Origin of the sequence: Streptomyces iakyrus, from assembly GCF_000717055.1 — a bacterium.
In the GTDB taxonomy this organism is placed as follows: domain Bacteria; phylum Actinomycetota; class Actinomycetes; order Streptomycetales; family Streptomycetaceae; genus Streptomyces; species Streptomyces iakyrus.
The window spans coordinates 433,074-451,986 of record NZ_JNXI01000002.1; the positions used below are offsets into that span (position 1 = coordinate 433,074).

General features: G+C 72.8%; 14 protein-coding genes. 5 read left to right on the top strand and 9 right to left on the bottom strand.

Annotated elements, in window-relative coordinates:
* Nucleotides 1–156: 156 nt before the first annotated feature.
* Genes OO68_RS04465 through OO68_RS04475 form a run of 3 tightly spaced genes read right to left on the bottom strand, consistent with a single transcriptional unit; the run spans nt 157 to nt 3,220 of the window.
* Nucleotides 157–1,437: an ABC transporter substrate-binding protein gene (locus OO68_RS04465; protein ID WP_033306754.1), complete on the bottom strand. Its 1,281-nt coding sequence runs from the start codon at nt 1,435–1,437 to the stop codon at nt 157–159.
* Nucleotides 1,437–2,270 (bottom strand): carbohydrate ABC transporter permease, encoded by an 834-nt coding sequence (locus tag OO68_RS04470; protein WP_033306755.1) that lies wholly within the window; start codon nt 2,268–2,270, stop codon nt 1,437–1,439. Before OO68_RS04470 ends, OO68_RS04465 begins: the two co-directional genes overlap by 1 nt.
* A complete protein-coding gene (locus tag OO68_RS04475; RefSeq protein ID WP_033306756.1) occupies nt 2,267–3,220 on the bottom strand; it encodes a carbohydrate ABC transporter permease in 954 nt (317 codons plus the stop codon). Before OO68_RS04475 ends, OO68_RS04470 begins: the two co-directional genes overlap by 4 nt.
* A gap of 159 nt (nt 3,221–3,379) precedes the next feature.
* Between OO68_RS04475 and OO68_RS04480 the strand changes: the two genes are divergently transcribed.
* On the top strand, nt 3,380–4,246 hold the full coding sequence (locus OO68_RS04480) for a phosphotransferase enzyme family protein (protein WP_033306757.1): 867 nt from the start codon (nt 3,380–3,382) through the stop codon (nt 4,244–4,246).
* Between the two features lie 60 nt (nt 4,247–4,306).
* On the opposite strand, the gene OO68_RS04485 is transcribed toward OO68_RS04480, so the two are convergent.
* The 4 genes from OO68_RS04485 to OO68_RS04500 all read right to left on the bottom strand — a co-directional run bounded on the left by OO68_RS04485 (nt 4,307) and on the right by OO68_RS04500 (nt 8,716).
* The gene (locus OO68_RS04485) at nt 4,307–5,029 is read right to left on the bottom strand and encodes a 3'-5' exonuclease (RefSeq protein WP_033306758.1); all 723 of its coding nucleotides are present in this window, start codon (nt 5,027–5,029) and stop codon (nt 4,307–4,309) included.
* A gap of 131 nt (nt 5,030–5,160) precedes the next feature.
* Nucleotides 5,161–6,402, bottom strand: coding sequence for a DUF5919 domain-containing protein (locus OO68_RS04490; RefSeq protein ID WP_033306759.1), 1,242 nt, complete (start codon nt 6,400–6,402; stop codon nt 5,161–5,163).
* A gap of 102 nt (nt 6,403–6,504) precedes the next feature.
* Nucleotides 6,505–7,827, bottom strand: a complete 1,323-nt coding sequence (locus tag OO68_RS04495; protein ID WP_033306760.1) for a copper amine oxidase — start codon at nt 7,825–7,827, stop codon at nt 6,505–6,507.
* Between the two features lie 58 nt (nt 7,828–7,885).
* Nucleotides 7,886–8,716: a hypothetical protein gene (locus OO68_RS04500; RefSeq protein WP_033306761.1), complete on the bottom strand. Its 831-nt coding sequence runs from the start codon at nt 8,714–8,716 to the stop codon at nt 7,886–7,888.
* A 181-nt stretch (nt 8,717–8,897) separates the two neighbouring features.
* Here OO68_RS04500 and glgX point away from each other — a divergent pair, with 181 nt between their 5' ends.
* From glgX to OO68_RS04515, 3 genes are all read left to right on the top strand, one after another.
* Nucleotides 8,898–11,030: a glycogen debranching protein GlgX gene (gene glgX / locus OO68_RS04505; RefSeq protein WP_033306762.1), complete on the top strand. Its 2,133-nt coding sequence runs from the start codon at nt 8,898–8,900 to the stop codon at nt 11,028–11,030.
* Between the two features lie 105 nt (nt 11,031–11,135).
* Entirely contained in the window at nt 11,136–13,505 is a 2,370-nt protein-coding gene (gene treY, locus OO68_RS04510) for a malto-oligosyltrehalose synthase (protein WP_033306763.1), read from the top strand.
* 134 nt (nt 13,506–13,639) lie between these two features.
* Nucleotides 13,640–14,890, top strand: a complete 1,251-nt coding sequence (locus OO68_RS04515) for a M14 family zinc carboxypeptidase (RefSeq protein ID WP_033306764.1) — start codon at nt 13,640–13,642, stop codon at nt 14,888–14,890.
* A gap of 3 nt (nt 14,891–14,893) precedes the next feature.
* Here OO68_RS04515 and OO68_RS04520 read toward each other — a convergent pair whose 3' ends face one another.
* Both OO68_RS04520 and OO68_RS04525 read right to left on the bottom strand, forming a co-directional pair.
* Nucleotides 14,894–16,258, bottom strand: coding sequence for a M14 family zinc carboxypeptidase (locus OO68_RS04520; RefSeq protein ID WP_051814413.1), 1,365 nt, complete (start codon nt 16,256–16,258; stop codon nt 14,894–14,896).
* A gap of 177 nt (nt 16,259–16,435) precedes the next feature.
* Nucleotides 16,436–16,987: an FHA domain-containing protein gene (locus OO68_RS04525; RefSeq protein ID WP_033306765.1), complete on the bottom strand. Its 552-nt coding sequence runs from the start codon at nt 16,985–16,987 to the stop codon at nt 16,436–16,438.
* A gap of 172 nt (nt 16,988–17,159) precedes the next feature.
* Here OO68_RS04525 and treZ point away from each other — a divergent pair, with 172 nt between their 5' ends.
* Nucleotides 17,160–18,905 (top strand): malto-oligosyltrehalose trehalohydrolase, encoded by a 1,746-nt coding sequence (treZ, locus tag OO68_RS04530; RefSeq protein ID WP_033306766.1) that lies wholly within the window; start codon nt 17,160–17,162, stop codon nt 18,903–18,905.
* The last annotated feature ends 8 nt before the right edge of the window (nt 18,906–18,913 follow it).

The window sequence follows — 18,913 nt, forward strand, 5'->3', positions numbered from 1 at the left end:
CGTGGCTCCCCGGGCCGGTCAGGGCTCCGGGGCGGCGGCGCGTCCTGGCGGCGTGCGCGCAGCCCCGGGCGTGACCGGAGATGCAGATCGCGTTGATACCCACGAACAGCACGCTAGGCGGACCGGGTGCGGACGGACAACGGGTTTTCCGCCGGGTCAGCGCTGATAGCGGGCGAGCACCAGGTTGCCGTCGTCCACCAGCCGTTCGCGCAGTTCGCCGAGACCGATGGCTCCGCTGTAGTACTCCTGCAGGGCGGGGGTCGCCACCTTGTCCTTCCACTCGGGGTAGCCCCGGATTGTCTGCGCGGGGGCCGGGCGCAGGTGGGCGGCGAGGGCCGTGCCGGCGGCCCAGCCGTGCCGCGTGGTGCGCAGGGCGGGGTCTTCCAGCGCTTGCGTGCCGGTGGGCAGCATCCAGTCGCCGAGGGCGAGGCGGACCATGTTCTGCGGCCGCAGCAGGAAGCCGAGGAACTCCGCGGCCTCCTTCTTGTGCGGGCAGTCCTCGGCGATGGAGAGGGTCTGGGGGCTGACGCCCTGGGTGAGTCCGGCGGCGCCCGCCGGGGCGGGCAGCACCTTCCAGTCGAAGCCCTTCGGCGCCTGCTGGACGATCTGCTGCCGGTAGGAGAAGCCGAGCGGGACCATCGCGTACCGGCCGCCGAAGAAGCCGGGCAGCGTGTCGGAGCCGCCGCTGCCCAGGGTGGTGGGCGAGGCGCTGCGGTCGGTGTTCGCCTGGTCGTGGATGGTGCGCGGCACCGTCTGGTCGGCCGCCTCGAACCGGACCGTCACCTTGCCGTCCGGCCCGCGGTGAAAGAGCCGGCCGCCCGCCGAGAGGGATAGGTTGAGCGTGGCAGAGACGGGTTCCTTCAGCGGCCAGGCGACGCCGTACTTCCCCCCTCCGCTGAGGCGCTCGGTGATCCGGCGGAACTCGGCCCAGCTCCACGGCTTGTCCGGCGTCGGGATCCGCACGCCGGACTTCCTGAGCCAGGTGGCGTTGGCGATCAGCACGCGCGGTTCCTGGAGGAACGGCACACCGTAGACGCCGTCGCCGAAGGTGGTCGTCTCCCAACTGCGCTGCGGGATGTCCGACTTCAGCCTCGCGGGCAGCAGGCCCTTGAGGTCGGCGAGGTAGCCGCCGTAGGCGAAGTCCGCGAGGTCGTCGGAGGCGTCGTGGATGATGTCGGGGGCCTCGCCGCCCTCGAAGGCGGTGAGGAGCTGGTCGTGGACGCTGTCCCAGCTGCCCTGGACGTACTCGACCCGGACGTCCGGGTGGGCGGCGTTCCACTCCGCGACCAGTTGCCGGTTGGCCTCGACGGACTCCTCCTGCCAGGCCAGGGACTGGAAGCGCAGGGTGATCCGGCCGTCGTCGCGGGTGCCGCCCGAGGAGCAGCCGGCGAGCAGCAGCATCAAGGCCAGGACCAGGGCCTGCAGGCGTGCGCGCATCAGCTCTTCACCGCCCCGGTGAGCATGCCGCCCGTGATCCGCCGCTGGATGAGCGCGAAGACGACCAGGGAGGGCAGGGTCGCGAGGAACGCGGCCGCCGCGAGCGGGCCGAGGTCGGCGACGCCCTCGGCGCCGATGAAGTGGGTGAGCACCACGGGAAGAGTCTGTTTCTCCGGCGTCTTGAGGAGCACGAGCGCGAAGAAGAACTCGTTCCACGCGGTGATGAACGCGAACAGCCCGGTCGCCACGATGCCGGGCGCGAGCAGCGGCGCGGTCACCGAGACCAGGGTCCGCACCCGGCCCGCCCCGTCGACCGCAGCGGCCTCCTCCAGTTCGGGCGGCACGGCCCGTACGTATCCGGCGAGCATCCACAGCGCGAAGGGCAGCGCCCACACCACGTACACCAGCACCAGCCCCGGCACCGCGTTGATCAGGCGGAGGTTCTTCAGCACGAGGAACAGCGGGATGATCAGCAGCACGAACGGGAAGGCCTGGCTGACCACCACCCAGCCCGTCACCGCCTTGGCGAGCCGGGTGCGGCGCCGGGCGACGACGTAGGCCATCGGCGTCGCGATCAGCACGGCGATGACGGCCGCTCCGAGCGCGGCGAGCAGGGAGTTGAGGGCGGCGTGCAGCAACGGCTGTTCGTCGAAGGCCTGCCGGAAGTTGCCGAGGGTGGGGTCCTCGGGAATCCACGTCGGGTGCAGGCTGCCCAGCTCGCGCGGCGGCTTGAACGCGGTGGAGAGCAGCCAGAGGAAAGGGAAGGCGAGGAAGACGAGGTAGGCGAGCAGTGCGGTGTACTGGCCGATGCGCGCCGGGCGGCTGGTCCTCACGCGTCGTCACCTCCCCTGAGACGGCCGGCGAGGAACACGGCCAGGGCGATCGAGATCACGGCCACCATCACGCAGCCCATCGCCGCCGCGTAGCCGAACTGCCCGTAGCGGAAGGCCTCTTCGTAGGCGAAGAGCATGGGCAGCCGCGTCCGGCCGCCCGGGCCGCCGTTGGTCAGGACGTAGACCAGGGCGAAGGAGTTGAAGTTCCAGATGAGGTTGAGCGCGGTGATGGCGAGGGCGATGGGTCTGAGGGCGGGCCAGGTGACCGTGCGGAAGCGGCGCCAGGCGCCCGCGCCGTCGACCGCTGCCGCCTCGTGCAGCTCGCGCGGGGTGTTCTGCAACCCGGCGAGCAGGGCGACCGTCGTCTGGGGCATGCCCGCCCAGACGCCGACGACGATCACGGCGGGCAGCGCGGTCGCCAGCCCGCTGAGCCAGTCCCGGCCGCTGCCGAGGCCGAGGTCGCGCAGGGTCTCGTTGAGGATGCCCGCGTCCGGGTTGTAGACGAGCCGCCACATGATGCCGACGACGACCTCGGGCATGGCCCACGGGACGATCGCGAGGGCGCGGGCCAGCCAGCGCAGCCGCAGGTCCTGGTTGAGCAGCAGGGCGAGGCCGAGCGCGAGGAGGAACTGCGGCACGGTCACGCCGACCGCCCACACCAGCCCGATCCGGAACGACTCCCAGAACAGCGTGTCGTGCAGCAGGTCCTGGAAGTTGAGGCCGCCGATCCACCGGGTGGGTTCGGTACGGCCCGACTGGGCGTCGGTGAAGGCCAGCAGGACGCCGTACAGCAGCGGCCCGACGCTGAGGACGAGGATCGGGATCAGAGCGGGCAGCACCAGGAACCAGGCGCCGTGGTCGACGGCCTTCCGGGGACGCTCCCGGCCTGGTCCGCGGCCGGCCCGCCGCACCGGTGGCGGAGGGGGCGACGCCTCGGTCACCGATGTCACGGAATCAGCCCCTTTGCACGCTCGGTCGGCCTGGTCATGCTCGTGAAGGCCGTGTGCCTCGTCAAGGCACCGCGTACGCCGCCCGACCTGTGCCGATGCGACACTGACCGGTGGATGGCCGGAACCCGACGGTCGAGGCGTGGACGACGGAGGCGGACGATGGACGAAGCGCGGGCGCGGGACGTACTGGCGGCGGCAGGGGTGCTGCCGCCCGGTGCGGCCGGGGAGGCGCGGCTGCTCGCCCTGGGCGAGAACGCGGTGTTCGCCGCCGGTGACCTGGTCGTCAAGGTCGGCCGCGACGCCGAGCTCCTGGACCGGGCGCGCCGCGAACTGGACATCGCGGTGTGGCTCGCCGGGGCGGGCGTGCCGGCGGTGCGGGCCGCCGAGCCGGAGGCGCTGCTCGCCGACGGTCATCCGGTGACGGTGTGGCACCGGCTGCCGGATGCCGTACGGCCCGCGGAGCCGCGGGATTTGGCCGAGCTGCTACGGGTCGTGCATGCCACGCCTCTCCCTCCCTTCGATCTTCCGGCGCGTGACCTGCTGGGCGGTGTGGAGCGGTGGCTGCGGCTCGCGGGGGACGCGGTCGATCCCGCGGACGCCGCGTATCTGCGCGAGCGGCGGGACGGGTTCGCCGCCCGGGCGGCCGCGCTCACGCCGCACTTGCCGCCGGGGCCGATCCACGGGGACGCGCTGCCGCGCAATGTGCATGTCGGGCCCGAGGGTCCCGTGCTGGTGGACCTGGAGACGGTGTCCGCCGATCTGCGCGAGCACGATCTCGTGGTGATGGTGCTGTCCCACGACCGCTACGGGCTCGGGGACGAGGCGTACGCGTCGTTCGCGCGGACCTACGGCTGGGACGTACGCGAGTGGGAGGGCTGCGGTGTGCTGCGCGGGGCCCGGGAGACGGCCAGTTGTGCCTGGGTCGCCCAGCATGCGCCGGGCAACCCCAAGGCGCTGGCCGAGTTCGAGCGGCGGGTGCGGTCGCTGCGGGACGGGGACGAGACGGTGCGGTGGTATCCCTTCTGACCGCCCGCCTGAACGCCTGACCGCCCAGTCGTCCGCTCACCCGGTCGCCGGGCAGACGCCTCAGACCGGCTCGTCCGCCAACTCCCGCAGCGGCCACGTCCCGTCGACGGAGGCGGTCGGGTCGCCCTTGCCGCGCAGGAAGGCCTGGAAGTCCGCCGCCCACTGCGCGTACCACTCGATCTGGCGGTGGTGCAGGGCCGCCGGGCCGAGCATGGCGATCTTGGGGTGGCGGTCGGCTATCGCCCCGGCCAGGCGGGCCGCCGCCAGGGCGTCGGCCATGGCGTCGTGCGCCGCGTCGAGGACGACGCCGTACTCGGCGCAGACCGCTTCGAGGTTGCGTTTGCCGCGGCGGTAGCGGTCGACCCAGCGGTCGATGGTGTAGGGGTCGATGACCGGCGCCGGGTCCACGCCGCCCAGGCGGTCGCGCAGGGAGGGCAGGCCGTGCCGCCGCAGCTCGGCGGAGAGCAGGGTGAGGTCGAAGGCGGCGTTGTAGGCGACGACCGGCACGCCTGTCTTCCAGTAGGAGGTGAGGACGTCGGCCAGGGCGTCCGCCACCTGGTCGGCGGGTCTGCCCTCGGCCGCCGCGCGTTCGTTGCTGATGCCGTGCACCGCCACCGCGTCCTCGGGGATCGGCACGCCCGGGTCGGCCAGCCACTCCCGGCGCCCGATCGGCTCTCCGCCCCTGACCTCGATCACGGCTCCCGTGACGATGCGCGCCTCACGCGGATCGGTGCCCGTCGTCTCCAGGTCGAAGCCGACGAGCAACTCCCGGTGCCAGCCCATGGGCGGCCCCCCTTCTTGTGGTGCGTTCCCCCAGTGGTCCCCACCTTCCCACGCACCACTGACAATCAGAGGACCGCGTTCCGGTTACCCGCGGCGGCACGCCCGGGAACCACCGTGCAGCACGGCACAGTTCAGGACACCGGCCGTGAATCCGCCCACATCACCTCGAACTCCTCGCGGTAGGTGGGGAAGAGGCCGCTTTCGTCCGCCTCGCCCGACTTCACCACCTTGCTGCCGTTGCGCAGCACGAACACCGGTGCCTCCATGCCCCGGGTGCGGCGCAGATAGCTCTGCACCACCGCGATGCCGTCCGCCCCGTCGCCATCCACGAGGTACGCCGTGAAGCGGGGCGTCTCGTCGAAGACCTGGATCTCGAAGGCCCCCGGGTCGCGCAGCCGGGCGCGCACCCGGCGCATGTGCAGGATGTTCATCTCGACGGCCCGGCTGAGCTCGCCGCGCTTGATGCCGAGCTCCCGCTCGCGGCGCTTGGCCGCGCTGGAGGCCGGGTTGAGGAACAGCAGCCTGACCCGGCAGCCGGACTCGGCCAGCCGCACCAGCCGCCGGCCGGAGAAGTTCTGCACGAGCAGGTTGAGGCCGATGCCGATGGCGTCGAGACGGCGGGCACCGCCGAATATGTCCTCGGCCGGGAACTGCCGCATCAGCCGCACCCGGTCGGGATGGACGGCGACCACATCTGCGTACCGGTCGCCGACCAGGTCCTCGACCGCGTCGACGGGCAGCCGGCGCGCCGACGGCACGTCCCCGCCCGCGCCGAGCATCTCCAGCAGCCGCGCCGAGGCCCGCTCGGCCTGGGCCAGTACGGCCTCGGACAGGGCCCGGTTGCGGGAGACGACGTTGCGGGTCACCTCCAGCTCGTCCAGGGCGAGTTCGACGTCCCGGCGGTCGTCGAAGTACGGCTCGAAGCAGGGCCAGTGCTGCACCATCAGCTCACGCAGTTGCGGCAGGGTGAGGAAGGAGAGCACGTTGTCGTCGGCCGGGTCGAGCAGATAGCCCTTGCGGCGGCTGACCTCGCGGACTGCCACCGCGCGCTGCACCCACTCCTGGCCGGCCGGTCCGGCGGCCGCCACCACCCAGTCCTCACCGTGGACGGGTTCGTAGACGGGCCGCAGCACAGCGGCGACGACCGCGCGCAGCCGCTGTTCGACGAGGTTCAGCCAGATATAGGCCCGGCCGGCCCGCTGGGCGCGGGTGCGCACCTCGCGCCAGGCGTCGGCGTCCCAGTCCAGTTCCGGGCCGATCGAGCCCGTCGCGTCCATCGGCCGCGCCAGGGACACGGCACCGGTCGGGACGTCTGTGGAGTTCCCCTCGTGACCCTCGTCACCAGGGGGCAGCTCCAGCCCTCCCGAGCCCACCCGCGCACCGCCTTCCGCTCCCCCGAGCACTCCCCTTGCCAACGATCAAGGAAGGGTACTCCGGGAGCGGTCGGCGGTGCAGCCGGATGGGCAGGGTCGTTCTCAACGACGGGGCCGCCAGTGCCCGTTCTGCCAGTTGAGCTCGGCCGGAGTGAGCGGGTTCATCGCGGTGACGTCGCGCGGGGCGATGGAGAAGCCCTGCCAGTGGACGGGCATGGGCTGCTGGTCCTCGTCCCGGGCTATGTGGTGGAAGCCGATGTTCATCCAGACCACCGGGTGGGTCAGGGTCTGTCCGTTCACCCACTTGTCGACGGACTTCCCGGCTCCGGGGCCGCAGTTGCCCGGATTGTGGCTGGCGAACAGTTCGCACTTGTTGTACTGCGTGACGTACAGGTCGCGCTTGGTGTAGCTGCGGCCGGGGTACTTGGTCGTGACCCCGGGGACGATCTCGTAGGAGCGCGCGTGTCCGTCCTTGTTCTTGCCGGTCGCGCTGACCATGCGCCACCAGCGGTAGGCCTTGCTGTCCCCGGCCAGTTCCTTGGTCACCTTGGTCACCTTGGTCTTGGTGGTGGGGGCGCGCTGGCCGCGGGTGGGCGCGCTGACGGTCGAGTCGTACTGCTCGACCTTGTTCTTCGTGGAGCCGTCCAGGGCGAAGTCGAGCCGCCAGAAGGCGTTGTGGCTGTGGCTGGTGGCCTTGGCGCTCGCGCCCTTGCCGATGGGCCAGCCGCGGCCGTCGCCGGCGTCGTAGTCGTCCCAGGACAGGCTGCCGGTGGCGCCGACGTTCATGGTGATCGCGCCGTCGTCCTGGAAACGCCACTCGGTCATGTACTCGTACCAGCCGACCTGGTTGACCGTGTAGACGAGGAGGTCCTTGCCCTGGGCCTGGAAGACCTTGTTCGCGGTGTCGCCCTGCATGCGGTAGGCGTGGCCGCGGGAGCGGGTGGTGGTGCACAGGCCCTTGACGTTCGGGTCCTCGTTCCAGGAGTCCGGGACCTTGACGGTCTTGATGGTGCCGCCGGGGCACTCGCCCGGCGCCAGGTTCATCAGACCCTGGGCGAAGTCGAAGCCGGTGAGGTCGTCGTACTCGACGGAGCCGTCGTCGTAGGGGACGTGGATCTGGCCGAGCCGGGCGCTGTTGAGGACCCTGATCGGTTTGGGCTCGCCCTTGGGCTGGTACGAGATCTTCTCCAGCACGAGGCCGGCCTTGCCGTCGTAGCGCCAGCACATCCGCCAGGTGGTTCCGGAGGAGAGCTTCTGCTCGATGCGGTAGGCGGCGCTGCAGTCGGCCGCCGCCGGGGCTGCCGGGGCGGCCTTCGGCTGGGCGGTGGCCGGTCCCGCGCCGGCCGTGGCACCCGCGGCCAGCGCGGCCACGGTCAGGCCCGCGGCCGCCCGGGTACGGGCCTTGGTGTTGCTGTTCACGCGCATGACGAGATGACTCCCTGACGAGGAGGAGCGGGGTGGACGGGTGAGCGAAGAGGGTGGGTCAGCGGTCGAGCCGGGCGACCTTGCGGGCGCTCAGGTCGATCACCAGCTGCCGGGCGTCGACCCACGGGCCGTTCTTGATCTTCGGGAACAGCCGGACGCAGCGGTGCTCTCCGCACTGGTCGAGCACGGCGGGCTGGGCGCCCGGCGCGGCCCGGTAGACGGCTCCGCTGAGCTGGAGCTGGTCCGGGGAGGTGAGCGCCTTGCCGGTGGCGTCCTGGTAGTCGGCCTTCAGGCCGGAGCCGAGCGGGTCGGCGATCAGGAGACCGGCCGCCTCGGCCTTCTCGGCGCGGCTCAGGGGCGGCTGGACGCCATGCTGGGTGCCGGTCGCCACCACCTTGCCGGTGCCGAGATCGACGGTCCGGGTGACGAGGGTGTCGTCCCGGTAGTCGTAGAAGGTCACGTCGGCCCGGCGAGGCGCGTCCGGACGGCCCGCCTCGTCGGCCTCGGGCTCGGCGAGGTCGACGCCGAGGGGCTGCGGACCGCGGTCCCCGTCCACGCTCTCGCTGCTCTGGAACAGCTGCCGGCTGAGGGCGATCTTCTCGGCCCGCTGCAGTTCGTCGTCGGTCAGCGGATCACGGCCCTCGCCCCGCTGCCCTTCGGCGGGCGCCGCCTCGACGACCCCCGGCGCCACGGCCCGGCCGCCGGCCGCCGCCTCACCGGCTCCGGCGGCCCCGGCCGCCTGCGGGGCGGACCGCCCCGCCCGGGTCCCGTTGTCGTCCGCGCCCGCCGTGCCCGGCAGGGTCACCGCCATCATCACGGCGGTCCCGGCCACCGCGATGGCTGTACCGGCCACCATCTTGCCCAGGTGGCGGTGCACTATGTTGCGCACGTCTTCCCCCTACTCCCCCAACAGCCCCGGGAGTATGTGTTGGCCCCACTAGTTCGGCATACCGCGTATGCACTGGTCACTCGGTAAGAGGGAGATAAGTCATAGGAGGTTCCCTCACTTTCGGGGAGACTCGGGACCAAGGCGTCCCCACCGGCGCCGCACACCTGAAAGAGTCGTATCCATGCAGGTCTGGCCTGGCGAGGCGTATCCACTCGGTGCCACGTACGACGGCGCCGGTACCAATTTCGCGGTCTTCTCGGAGGCCGCGGACCGAGTAGAGCTGTGTCTGCTGCACGACGACGGCTCGGAGACGGCGATCGAGCTCCGGGAGAGCGACGCGTTCGTGCGGCATGCGTACGTGCCCGGCATCATGCCGGGGCAGCGGTACGGGTTCCGGGTGCACGGCCCGTACGCCCCGGAGCGGGGGCTGCGCTGCAACTCCGCGAAACTGCTGCTCGACCCGTACGCGCGTGCGATCAGCGGTTCGATCAACTGGGGCGAGGAGGTCTACGGCTACCACTTCGACGATCCCGACCGGCGCAATGATCTCGACTCGGCGCCGCACACGATGACGTCGGTCGTGGTCAACCCCTACTTCGACTGGGGCGACGACCGGCGCCCGCGCACCGAGTACCACCACACGGTGATCTACGAGGCCCACGTCAAGGGCCTCACCATGCGCCATCCGGGGCTCCCGGAGGAGCTGCGCGGCACCTACGCGGCCCTCGCGCACCCGGCGATCATCGAGCACCTCACCGAGCTCGGGGTCACGGCCCTGGAGCTGATGCCCGTACACCAGTTCGTGAACGATCACCGCCTGGTCGACATGGGCCTCAACAACTACTGGGGCTACAACACGATCGGCTTCTTCGCCCCGCACAACGCCTACGCGTCCTGGGGCGACCGGGGCCAGCAGGTGCTGGAGTTCAAGTCGGCGGTCAAGGCGCTGCACGAGGCCGGGATCGAGGTGATCCTCGACGTGGTCTACAACCACACCGCCGAGGGCAACCACCTGGGCCCGACGCTGTCCTTCAAGGGCCTGGACAACTCGCGCTACTACCGGCTCACGGACGACCCCCGCTACTACATGGACACGACAGGGACGGGGAACTCCCTGCTCATGCGCTCCCCGCACGTGCTCCAGCTGATCATGGACTCGCTGCGGTACTGGGTCACGGACATGCACGTGGACGGGTTCCGCTTCGACCTGGCGGCGACGCTGGCCCGGCAGTTCCACGAGGTGGACCGGCTGTCGTCGTTCTTCGACCTGGTGCAGCAGGACCCGGTGGTCTCGCAGGTCAAGCTGATCGCCGAGCCGTGGGACGTGGGCGAGGGCGGCTACCAGGTGGGTAACTTCCCGCCGCTGTGGACGGAGTGGAACGGCAAGTACCGGGACACCGTGCGCGACCTGTGGCGGGGCGAGCAGCGCACCCTCGCGGAGTTCGCCTCGCGGCTGACCGGCTCGTCCGACCTGTACCAGGACGACGGGCGCCGTCCGCTGGCCTCGATCAACTTCGTGACCTGCCACGACGGCTTCACCCTGCACGACCTGGTGGCCTACAACGACAAGCACAACGAGGCCAACGGCGAGGACAACCGGGACGGCGAGAGCCACAACCGGTCCTGGAACTGCGGGGCCGAGGGCGAGACCGACGACCCGGACGTGCTGCGGCTGCGGGCCCGGCAGATGCGGAACTTCATCGCGACGCTGATGCTGTCCCAGGGCGTGCCCATGATCAGCCACGGCGACGAGTTCGCCCGCACCCAGCGCGGCAACAACAACGCCTACTGCCAGGACAACGAACTGGCCTGGGTGGAGTGGCCCGAGGAGTCGGAGGACGCCGAGGGGGGTCCCAGCAGGCAGCTGCTGGGCTTCACGCGCGCGATGGTGTGGCTGCGCCGCAACCACCCGGTCTTCCGCCGTCGGCGCTTCTTCCACGGCCGGCCCGTGGAGGGCACGCACGACGACCTGTCCGACATCGCCTGGTTCACTCCGGACGGCCGGGAGATGACCCAGCGGGACTGGGACTCGGCGCAGGCGTCCGCGCTGACGGTCTTCCTCAACGGCAACGCCATCTCAGAGCCCGGCGCACGCGGGGAGCGCATCACCGACGACTCGTTCCTGTTGATGTTCAACGCCTCGCCGAAGCCGCTGGAGTTCGTGGTCCCGGTCAATCACGGGCGCCAGTGGGAGGTCGTGGTCGACACGGCCCACCCGGACGGGGTGCCCCCGGACACCGGCCCGAAGGTGCAGGCCGGCGACCGGCTGACCCTGACGGACCGGAGCATGACGGTGCTCCAGCGGCCCGTCTGACCGCCCGGCGCCGTGCGTCGCCCGGAAGCCACTCGTCCGGGCGACGCGCGGCGCACCTGGCGCGGGGGATGACACGAACGGCGGCGGGGCGGGTACGTACGTTCCATGACACCTGAGCGACTTGACCCGGTGGTGCCCACGGCCACGTACCGGCTGCAACTGCAGCCCGAGTTCCCGTTCGGAGCAGCCGCGGCCGTCGTGCCGTACCTGGCCTCGCTCGGCGTCTCGCACCTGCACCTGTCCCCGGTCCTGGAGGCGGTGCCGGGCTCGACGCACGGCTACGACGTCGTCGACCACGCGCGCGTGCGCGAGGAACTGGGCGGCGAGGAGGGGCTGCGGGCACTGGCGCGCGCCGCGCGCGAGCACGGTCTCGGGCTGGTCGTGGACATCGTCCCCAACCACATGGCCATGGCCCCGCGCCACAACCGCGCCCTGTGGGAGGTGCTGCGCGAGGGCCCGAAGTCGCCGTACGCGCGGTGGTTCGACATCGACTGGGAGGCGCAGGACGGCCAGGTGCTGCTGCCGGTCCTCGGCGGACCGCTGGGCGAGGTGCTCGACGAGCTGCGCGTCGACGGCGACGTGCTGCGCTACTACGACCACGTGCTCCCGCTGCGGGAGGGCACCGAGGACCTTCCGCTGCCGCATCTGCTGGACGCCCAGTGGTACCGCCCGGTGTGGTGGCGGCTGGCCCGGACCGAGCTCAACTACCGGCGGTTCTTCAGCATCTCGGAGCTCATCGGGGTGCGGGTGGAGGACCCGGAGGTGTTCGAGGCCACCCACGACAAGATTCTCGAACTGCTGAACGAGGGTGTGATCGACGGACTGCGCATCGACCACCCCGACGGCCTGGCCGACCCCGACGGCTACCTCCGGCGGCTGCACGAGGCGACCGGGGGCCGCTGGACGGTCGTGGAGAAGATCCTGGCCGACGGTGAGCACCTGCCGGCGTCCTGGCCGGTCGCGGGGACCACCGGCTACGACGCCCTGCGGCAGGTGGACGGGGTCTTCACGGACCCGGCCGGGTTCGGGGACCTGCTGGGCCGCTACCGGCGCTTCGCGGCCCCCCAGACGGACCGGGGCGGACAGTGGGACGCGACGGTGCGGCGGGCGGCGTACAAGGTCCTCACGCACGAGCTGGCGACCGAGACCGAACGCCTGACGCGGGTGGCGGCCCGGCTGTGCGCGACCTCGCCGGAGCCGGCGCTGCGCGACCGCGCGCCCTGGGCGCTGCGCACCGCGCTCCAGGAGCTCCTGGTCCGCCTGGAGGTCTACCGGCCGTACGAGTCGGTGGACGCCGCGTCCGTGGTCACGGAGGAGGCCGCGGCCGAGGCCCGGCAGGCCTTCACCGTGCCCGAGGAGGCCGGTGCGGTGGACGTCGTACGGGACCTGGTGCTGGGGCGGTACGGCGACGGGCCCGCGCAGCTGGAGTTCCGGACGCGGTTCGCGCAGACCTCGTCGGCGCTGCGGGCCAAGTCGGTGGAGGACACGGCGTTCTACCGGTACGTGCCGCTGCTGTCGGCGACCGAGGTGGGCGGCAACCCGGGTGCTCCCGCGCTGTCGCCGGAGGAGTTCCACGCGTACTGCGCGCGCGTGCAGCGCGACTGGCCGGCCACCGGGACGGTGGCCACCACGCACGACACCAAGCGCAGCGCGGACGTCCGGGCGGCGCTCCAGGTCCTCACCGAGTGCCCGGAGCGCTGGGCGGACGTCCTGGCGGAGGTGACCCGCGCCGGGGAGGGGGTGCCGGACGCGCAACTGGCGTGGGCGGCCTGGCAGACGGTGTTCGGCCTGGGACCGGCCTCCGGGGTGCGGGAGCGGGTGCAGGGGGCGCTGCTGAAGCACGTGCGTGAGGCGGGCCTGTACACGAGCTGGACCGAGCAGGAACCGCCGTACGAGGAGGCGGTGGAGCGGTTCGTGGCGGACGGGCCGTGCGGGGCGCCGGGCGAGCGGGTCGCCGCGTTCCGGGAATCGCTGGCGCCGCACATCCGGGCCAACGTGCTGGGCACGGCCCTGGTGCACCTGACGATGCCGGGCGTCCCGGACGTCTACCAGGGCACGGAGGCCGAGTACCGGGCGCTGGTCGACCCGGACAACCGTCGGGCGGTGGAGTTCCCGCCCGCAGAGTCCGGCGGCACGTCCGGGGAGAAGGCGGCGGTGACCCGGGCGGCGCTGGGGCTGCGGGCCCGGCGGCCCGACGTCTTCGGCGACACGGCGACGTACATGCCGTTGCCGGCCGAGGGCCCGGCGGCGGCCCACTGCCTGGCCTTCGTCCGCTCCGGCGTGGCGCTGACGGCGGTGACCCGCCTGTCCCTGCGGCTCGCGGAGGCGGGCGGCTGGCAGGACACCCGCCTGCCGCTGCCGCCGGGCCGCTGGGCGGACGCGCTGGATCCGGGGCGGGAGTTCACGGGGCACGCGCGCTTGGCGGACCTGTTCGCGAGGGTGCCGGTGGCGTTGCTGGAGAGGGTGGACGACTGAGCTCAGGCCGTGCATCGATACCGGGCCGTCGCCGGTGCTTCCGGGCGCCCCCCGGAGCCTCCCCCACCGGGCCCTTGACACCGCACCATGGCCGTGGGGTACTGCGATGGCGAACTCGGGCGGATGTGACGGGGGTGAGTGTCCTGCCGGAGCTGCGCTACCCGACGGTGACCGAACAGCTCATCGCTGCCCGGACGTTGACCGCTCAGCGTCCCGGCGTGAGCACCCTGCGGGAGGTGGGGGCCTCGCGTGCGGGCAGGCCCCTGCACCTGCTGTCCGTGGGCCGTGCCCACCGCGCCGTGCTGGTGGTGGCCGGTGCCCACGCCAACGAGCCCACCGGTTCCTGCACGCTGCTGGCGCTCGCCCGGCGGGTCCTGGAGCAGCGGGAGCTGCGCGACGGCATCTCCTGGCACTTCCTGCTCTGCGCGGACCCCGACGGGGCGAGCCTGCACGTGACGCCGGCGCCGCGCAGTCTCTACGACTACCACCTCGGCTTCTTCCGGCCCGCGGGCCCGGAGCAGCCCGAGTGGGCGCCGTCCGTGCTGCCGCCGGACCGGCTGCCGCCCGAGACCCGGGCCCTGACGGGCGTCATCGACGAGCTGCGCCCCTATCTTCAGGTCACCCTGCACGGCACGGACCTGGGCGGCAGCTGGGTGCAGCTGACGAAGGACGTGCCGGGACTCGCCGAGCCGTTCGCGAAGTCCGCGGCGGAGCTGCACATCCCGGTGGAGACCGGCGCGTCGGACGCCGCGGGCTGGCCCGCGTCCGGGCCGGGTGTGCACGTCATGCCCGCGCCGGGGATCGGGCCGGCGTACCCGAGCCTGCCGGACGACGCGCGGCTCAGCACCTGGTTCCACGCCCACCGGTACGGCGGGATGACCGCGGTGGTGGAGGTGCCGATGTGGGCGAGCGACCTGGTGGACGACCCGGCTCCGCATCCGGCTCCGGCGGCGGCGATCGGGCGGCTGGCGGGCCGGCTCCAGCGCGACGCGCTGGAGGTGACCCGGGTGCTCGACGGTGCGCTGCCCCGGCTGGCGGAGCTGGACGGGCCGTTGCTGCGGGCCGCCCGGTGGGGGCTGGAGCTGGTGCCGGGCCTGGCCTCCGACCTGCTCCACACCCCGCCCGCCGACCGCACCCGGGCCTACGTCGGCAGCGTGGACGCGTTCGCGCGGCGCGTGCCGCTGCGGGCGGCGGCCATGCTGCTGCGGGTGCTGCGCGGGACGGACGACGCGGCGGCCAAGCAGCTGGAGGAGCTCGTCTCGACCTGGAGCGGCGCCTTCGCGGAGCGCTTCCGCGCCCGCTGGGTGCCCTTGGAGCACCAGGTGGAGCACCAGTCCCGCACGGTCGTCGCTGCGGCGCTGCACGCGCGCGAGAGGGCCTGGTAGGCCTCAGTCCCGCTGCATCGGCACCGGCTCGCCCGATCCGGAGCGATCTCGCGCCCGGCGCCCGGCCAGGTCGAACGCGGCGAGCACCACGCGCGCCTGGTACTCGGCCTGGCGGGCCACCGGGATCCAGCGCGCCCCGCAGCCGTCGCGGTACTCGGCGCACCACCGGTCGATCAGCCGGTCCAGCTCCGGCAGCGCCCCGGCCGGGTCGCGGCCGGCGGCCCGTACCAGCTGGTGCAGCAGCCCCGCCGGGCGCAGCGCCAGCCGGCGCCCGGAGATGCGCAGGGCGGCCAGGTGGGCGGTGCTCAGCGGCGGCAGGGGGTGGGCCGGGCTGTCGCCGGTGTCGGGGTCCCAGGCATCGGCGAGGCCGGGGCACACCAGGAGGTAGTCGTCGACGGGGGCGAGCAGGCGGGCCGCGCCCGGAACGGTGGCGAGGTGCGGCCGGATCCGGGTCAGCAGGTGCCGCAGGAGGTCCGTGTCGTGGCGCAGGGTGTGGCTGACCGCCCGGAGCACGGTGTCCCGGTCCACGGGCGGGGAGCCGTCCGCCACGGCCGTCACGCCCCACATGGGCGCCTCGACCACCGCGGTGACGGTGCCGTGCCGGTAGGGGTGGTACCACGTGGACTCGACGGCGGCCTCCGTGATGGCCGCGGCCAGACCGGCCCGGCGCGGTGGCGGGATCCGGTAGACGGCGGGCCCGAGGCCGGGCCAGTACAGGGCGTCGTACGCGCCGAGTTCGCGGGGGATGCCGAGCCGGGCGGCGATGTGCGCGAGGCGCCGGTCGAGACCCGGCAGGTCGTGGGTGAGCTCGACGAAGCCGCCGCCGATGTCGACGCCGTGCAGCGAGCACTGCAGGAAGGGGCGCAGTTCGTCCTGGAGGCCGAGCAGGACGCGGGTCTCCGGCAGGGCGGCGCCGGCCGCCCCGTCGGGCAGCCACTCGGGCTGCTCCAGGAAGCCGGGCCGGAAGAAGTTCCGGATGTACCGGCCGAGGGTGTACGGGCCGGGCAGCCAGCCCTCGTTGCGGCGCGACCCGTCCGGGTCGAGGCACAGCAGGAGGTTCCAGGTGGCGTCGGCGCCCTCGGTGAGCCGCGGGTCGGCCAGGGTGCGCTCGGCCAGGCGCAGCACGGTGGCACCGCCCACGGGTTCGTTGGCGTGCGGGCCGGCGACGACCAGGGCCTGACGGCTGCCGTGGCCGACGGAGAGCAGCCACATGGGGGTGCCGGCGCGGGAGGTGCCCACCCGGCGCAGCCGGGCGTCACGGGGATGGCGGGCGACGAGGGCGGCGGCCCGGGCGCCCAGTTCGTCGACGGTCGGGTAGCGCAGGAGAGGCGGCAGGGCACACCTCCCCTGTGGGTGCCGTCGGTTCACCAGGTGTAGATGGCGTACGCACAGTGAGTCACGACTTCGGGGGTACGTCAACACCGTGAGCAGCACAGGGATTTCAGCCACCCTCGCTCGACGGACTTTCGGTAAGGCCCAGGCCAGAGCTGAGGCATGGCTCCGTTTCCGGTCAGCCGGACCTTCGGACGGACGGCGGCCGAACCCTCAGCCGGCCGACAGCCGGAACGTCATCCGGCCGAAGCCCACCTGGTCGCCCTCGCGGACGACGGCCGCGCCGACGACGCGCCGTCCGTTCACCGTCGTGCCGTTGGTGGAACCGAGGTCGCGCAGCACCCACATGCCACCCTGGTGACGGAGTTCTGCGTGCACGCGGGAGACAGTCTCGTGGTTGAGGCGCAGTCCGCTGGCGGGGTCGCGCCCTATGCGCAGCGGATGGCCGAGCGACGGGTGGGGCAGTTGCAGCTTGGGCAGCCGCTCGGCCTGCCAGGCCCGGCGCAGCCGTACGGAGAATCCGGACACGGCCTCGACGGTGCCGAACACCAGGCGCGCGAGGCGGCTCTCCGTGCGCAGGTCGGCGGTGAGCGCGGCGAGTTCGTCCGGGCGGCGGGCGGCGAGCGCCAGCTCCATGCGGCGGACGAACGTGTCGTGGGACAGACGGCCCACGGCGACGCCGTCGCGGAGCACCTTCAGCACCCGGTCGCGCTCCGCGTCGGAGAGCCGAGCGGGGAACGTGTTGAACTCGAAGGACGACGTCACTGGGTGATTGTCGGGCAGCGCGGCCGGGGTGTCCAGAAAACGGGAAATCGGCCGCCACACGCGCGTAGCCGGTGAGACCCGCCGCAAATGGGTGGATGCACCAGCGGATTGATCTCGTTTGCCGCACCATGGACGGGCTACATCACGGTGAGCAGACGAAGGGGAACCGTCCGTGCAGTTCGAGGTGTGGGCACCACAGGCCGGCCGAGTGACGCTCCGGTGCGATGACGTCACGCACGCGTTGGAGCGCGATCCGGAACGGGCGGGGTGGTGGCGGGGCGAGGCCGAGGCGCGCGAGGGGTCCCGGTACGGCTTCGCGCTGGACGACGGGCGCGTGCTGCCCGATCCGCGCTCGCGGCGGCAGCCGGACGGCCCGGACGGGCTGAGCGCGGTCGTCGACCACGAGCGCTACGCGTGGCGCGCGGCGTGGCAGGGACGGCCGCTGCCCGGCGCGGTGCTGTATGAGCTGCACGTGGGCACCTACACGCCCGAGGGCACCCTGGACGCGGCCGCCGGACGGCTCGGCCACCTCGCCGAACTGGGCGTCACCCACGTGCAGCTGATGCCGCTGTGCCCCTTCCCGGGCACCCACGGCTGGGGCTACGAGGGTGTCTCGCTGTGGGCGGTGCACGAGCCGTACGGCGGGCCCGAGGCGCTGAAACGCTTCGTCGACCGGGCCCACGAACTCGGCCTGGGCGTGGTCCTCGACGTGGTGCACAACCACTTCGGCCCGTCCGGGAACTACCTGCCCGTCTTCGGCCCGTACCTCACGGACACCCACCACACCCCCTGGGGCGCCGCGGTCAACCTGGACGCGCCCGGCTCGGACGAGGTGCGCGCGTACCTGATCGGCAGCGCGCTGGCGTGGCTGCGCGACTACCGGATCGACGGGCTGCGCCTGGACGCGGTGCACGCGCTGGTGGACACCCGCGCGCTGCACTTCCTGGAGGAGCTGTCGACGGCCGTGGACGCCCTGGCCGCAGAGACGGGGCGGCCGCTGTTCCTGGTCGCCGAGTCGGACCTGAACGACCCGCGGCTCATCACCTCCCGCGCCGAGGGCGGCCTCGGGCTGCACGCGCAGTGGAACGACGACTTCCATCACGCCCTGCACGCCACGCTGACCGGCGAGTCGCAGGGCTACTACGCCGACTTCGCGCGTGCTTCGCTCGGCGGGCTCGCGAAGACCCTGACCGGCGGCTGGTTCCACGACGGGTCGTACTCCAGCTTCCGGGAGCGCCACCACGGGCGTCCGCTGGACCGTACGCGGGTGGCCGGGCACCGGCTGCTCGGCTACGGCCAGACCCACGACCAGGTCGGCAACCGGGCCCAGGGGGACCGGCTTTCGGCCCTCGTCTCCCCGGGGCTGGCCGCCTGCGCGGCCGCGCTGGTCCTGACGGCGCCCTTCACACCGATGCTGTTCATGGGCGAGGAGTGGGCGGCGGGCACGCCCTGGCAGTTCTTCACCGACCACACCGATCCGGAACTGGCCGACGCCGTACGGCGGGGCAGGCGGCGGGAGTTCGCCGCGCACGGATGGAAGGAGGAGGACGTGCCGGACCCGCAGGATCCGGCGACCCGGGACCGCTCCTGCCTCGACTGGTCCGAGCCGGAGCGCGAGCCCCACGCGCGCGTGCTGGCCTGGTACCGGGAGCTCCTCGCCCTGCGCCACCGGCTGCCGGACCTGACCGATCCCGACCTCGCCGACACCAGGGTGGCCTACGACGAGGAGCTCCGCTGGATCGCCTTCCGGCGCGGGGACGTCCTCGTCGCGGTGAACCTGGCCTCCGAGCCGGCCGTCCTGCCGCTCGGCGTGCCCCACGCGCGCGTGCTGGCGGCGTGGGAGCCGGTGGAGACGCCCGGGGCGGACGGTGCGGTGCGGCTGCCCGGGGAGTCGGCCGTGGTGCTGGCCCAGGACTGACAGCCGGG

Coding starts and splice junctions, on each gene's coding strand:
- OO68_RS04465 (WP_033306754.1), bottom strand. CDS start 1,437: ATGCGCGCACGCCTGCAGGCCCTGGTCCTGGCCTTGATGCTGCTGCTC.
- OO68_RS04480 (WP_033306757.1), top strand. CDS start 3,380: ATGGACGAAGCGCGGGCGCGGGACGTACTGGCGGCGGCAGGGGTGCTG.
- OO68_RS04485 (WP_033306758.1), bottom strand. CDS start 5,029: ATGGGCTGGCACCGGGAGTTGCTCGTCGGCTTCGACCTGGAGACGACG.
- OO68_RS04495 (WP_033306760.1), bottom strand. CDS start 7,827: ATGCGCGTGAACAGCAACACCAAGGCCCGTACCCGGGCGGCCGCGGGC.
- glgX (WP_033306762.1), top strand. CDS start 8,898: ATGCAGGTCTGGCCTGGCGAGGCGTATCCACTCGGTGCCACGTACGAC.
- treY (WP_033306763.1), top strand. CDS start 11,136: ATGACACCTGAGCGACTTGACCCGGTGGTGCCCACGGCCACGTACCGG.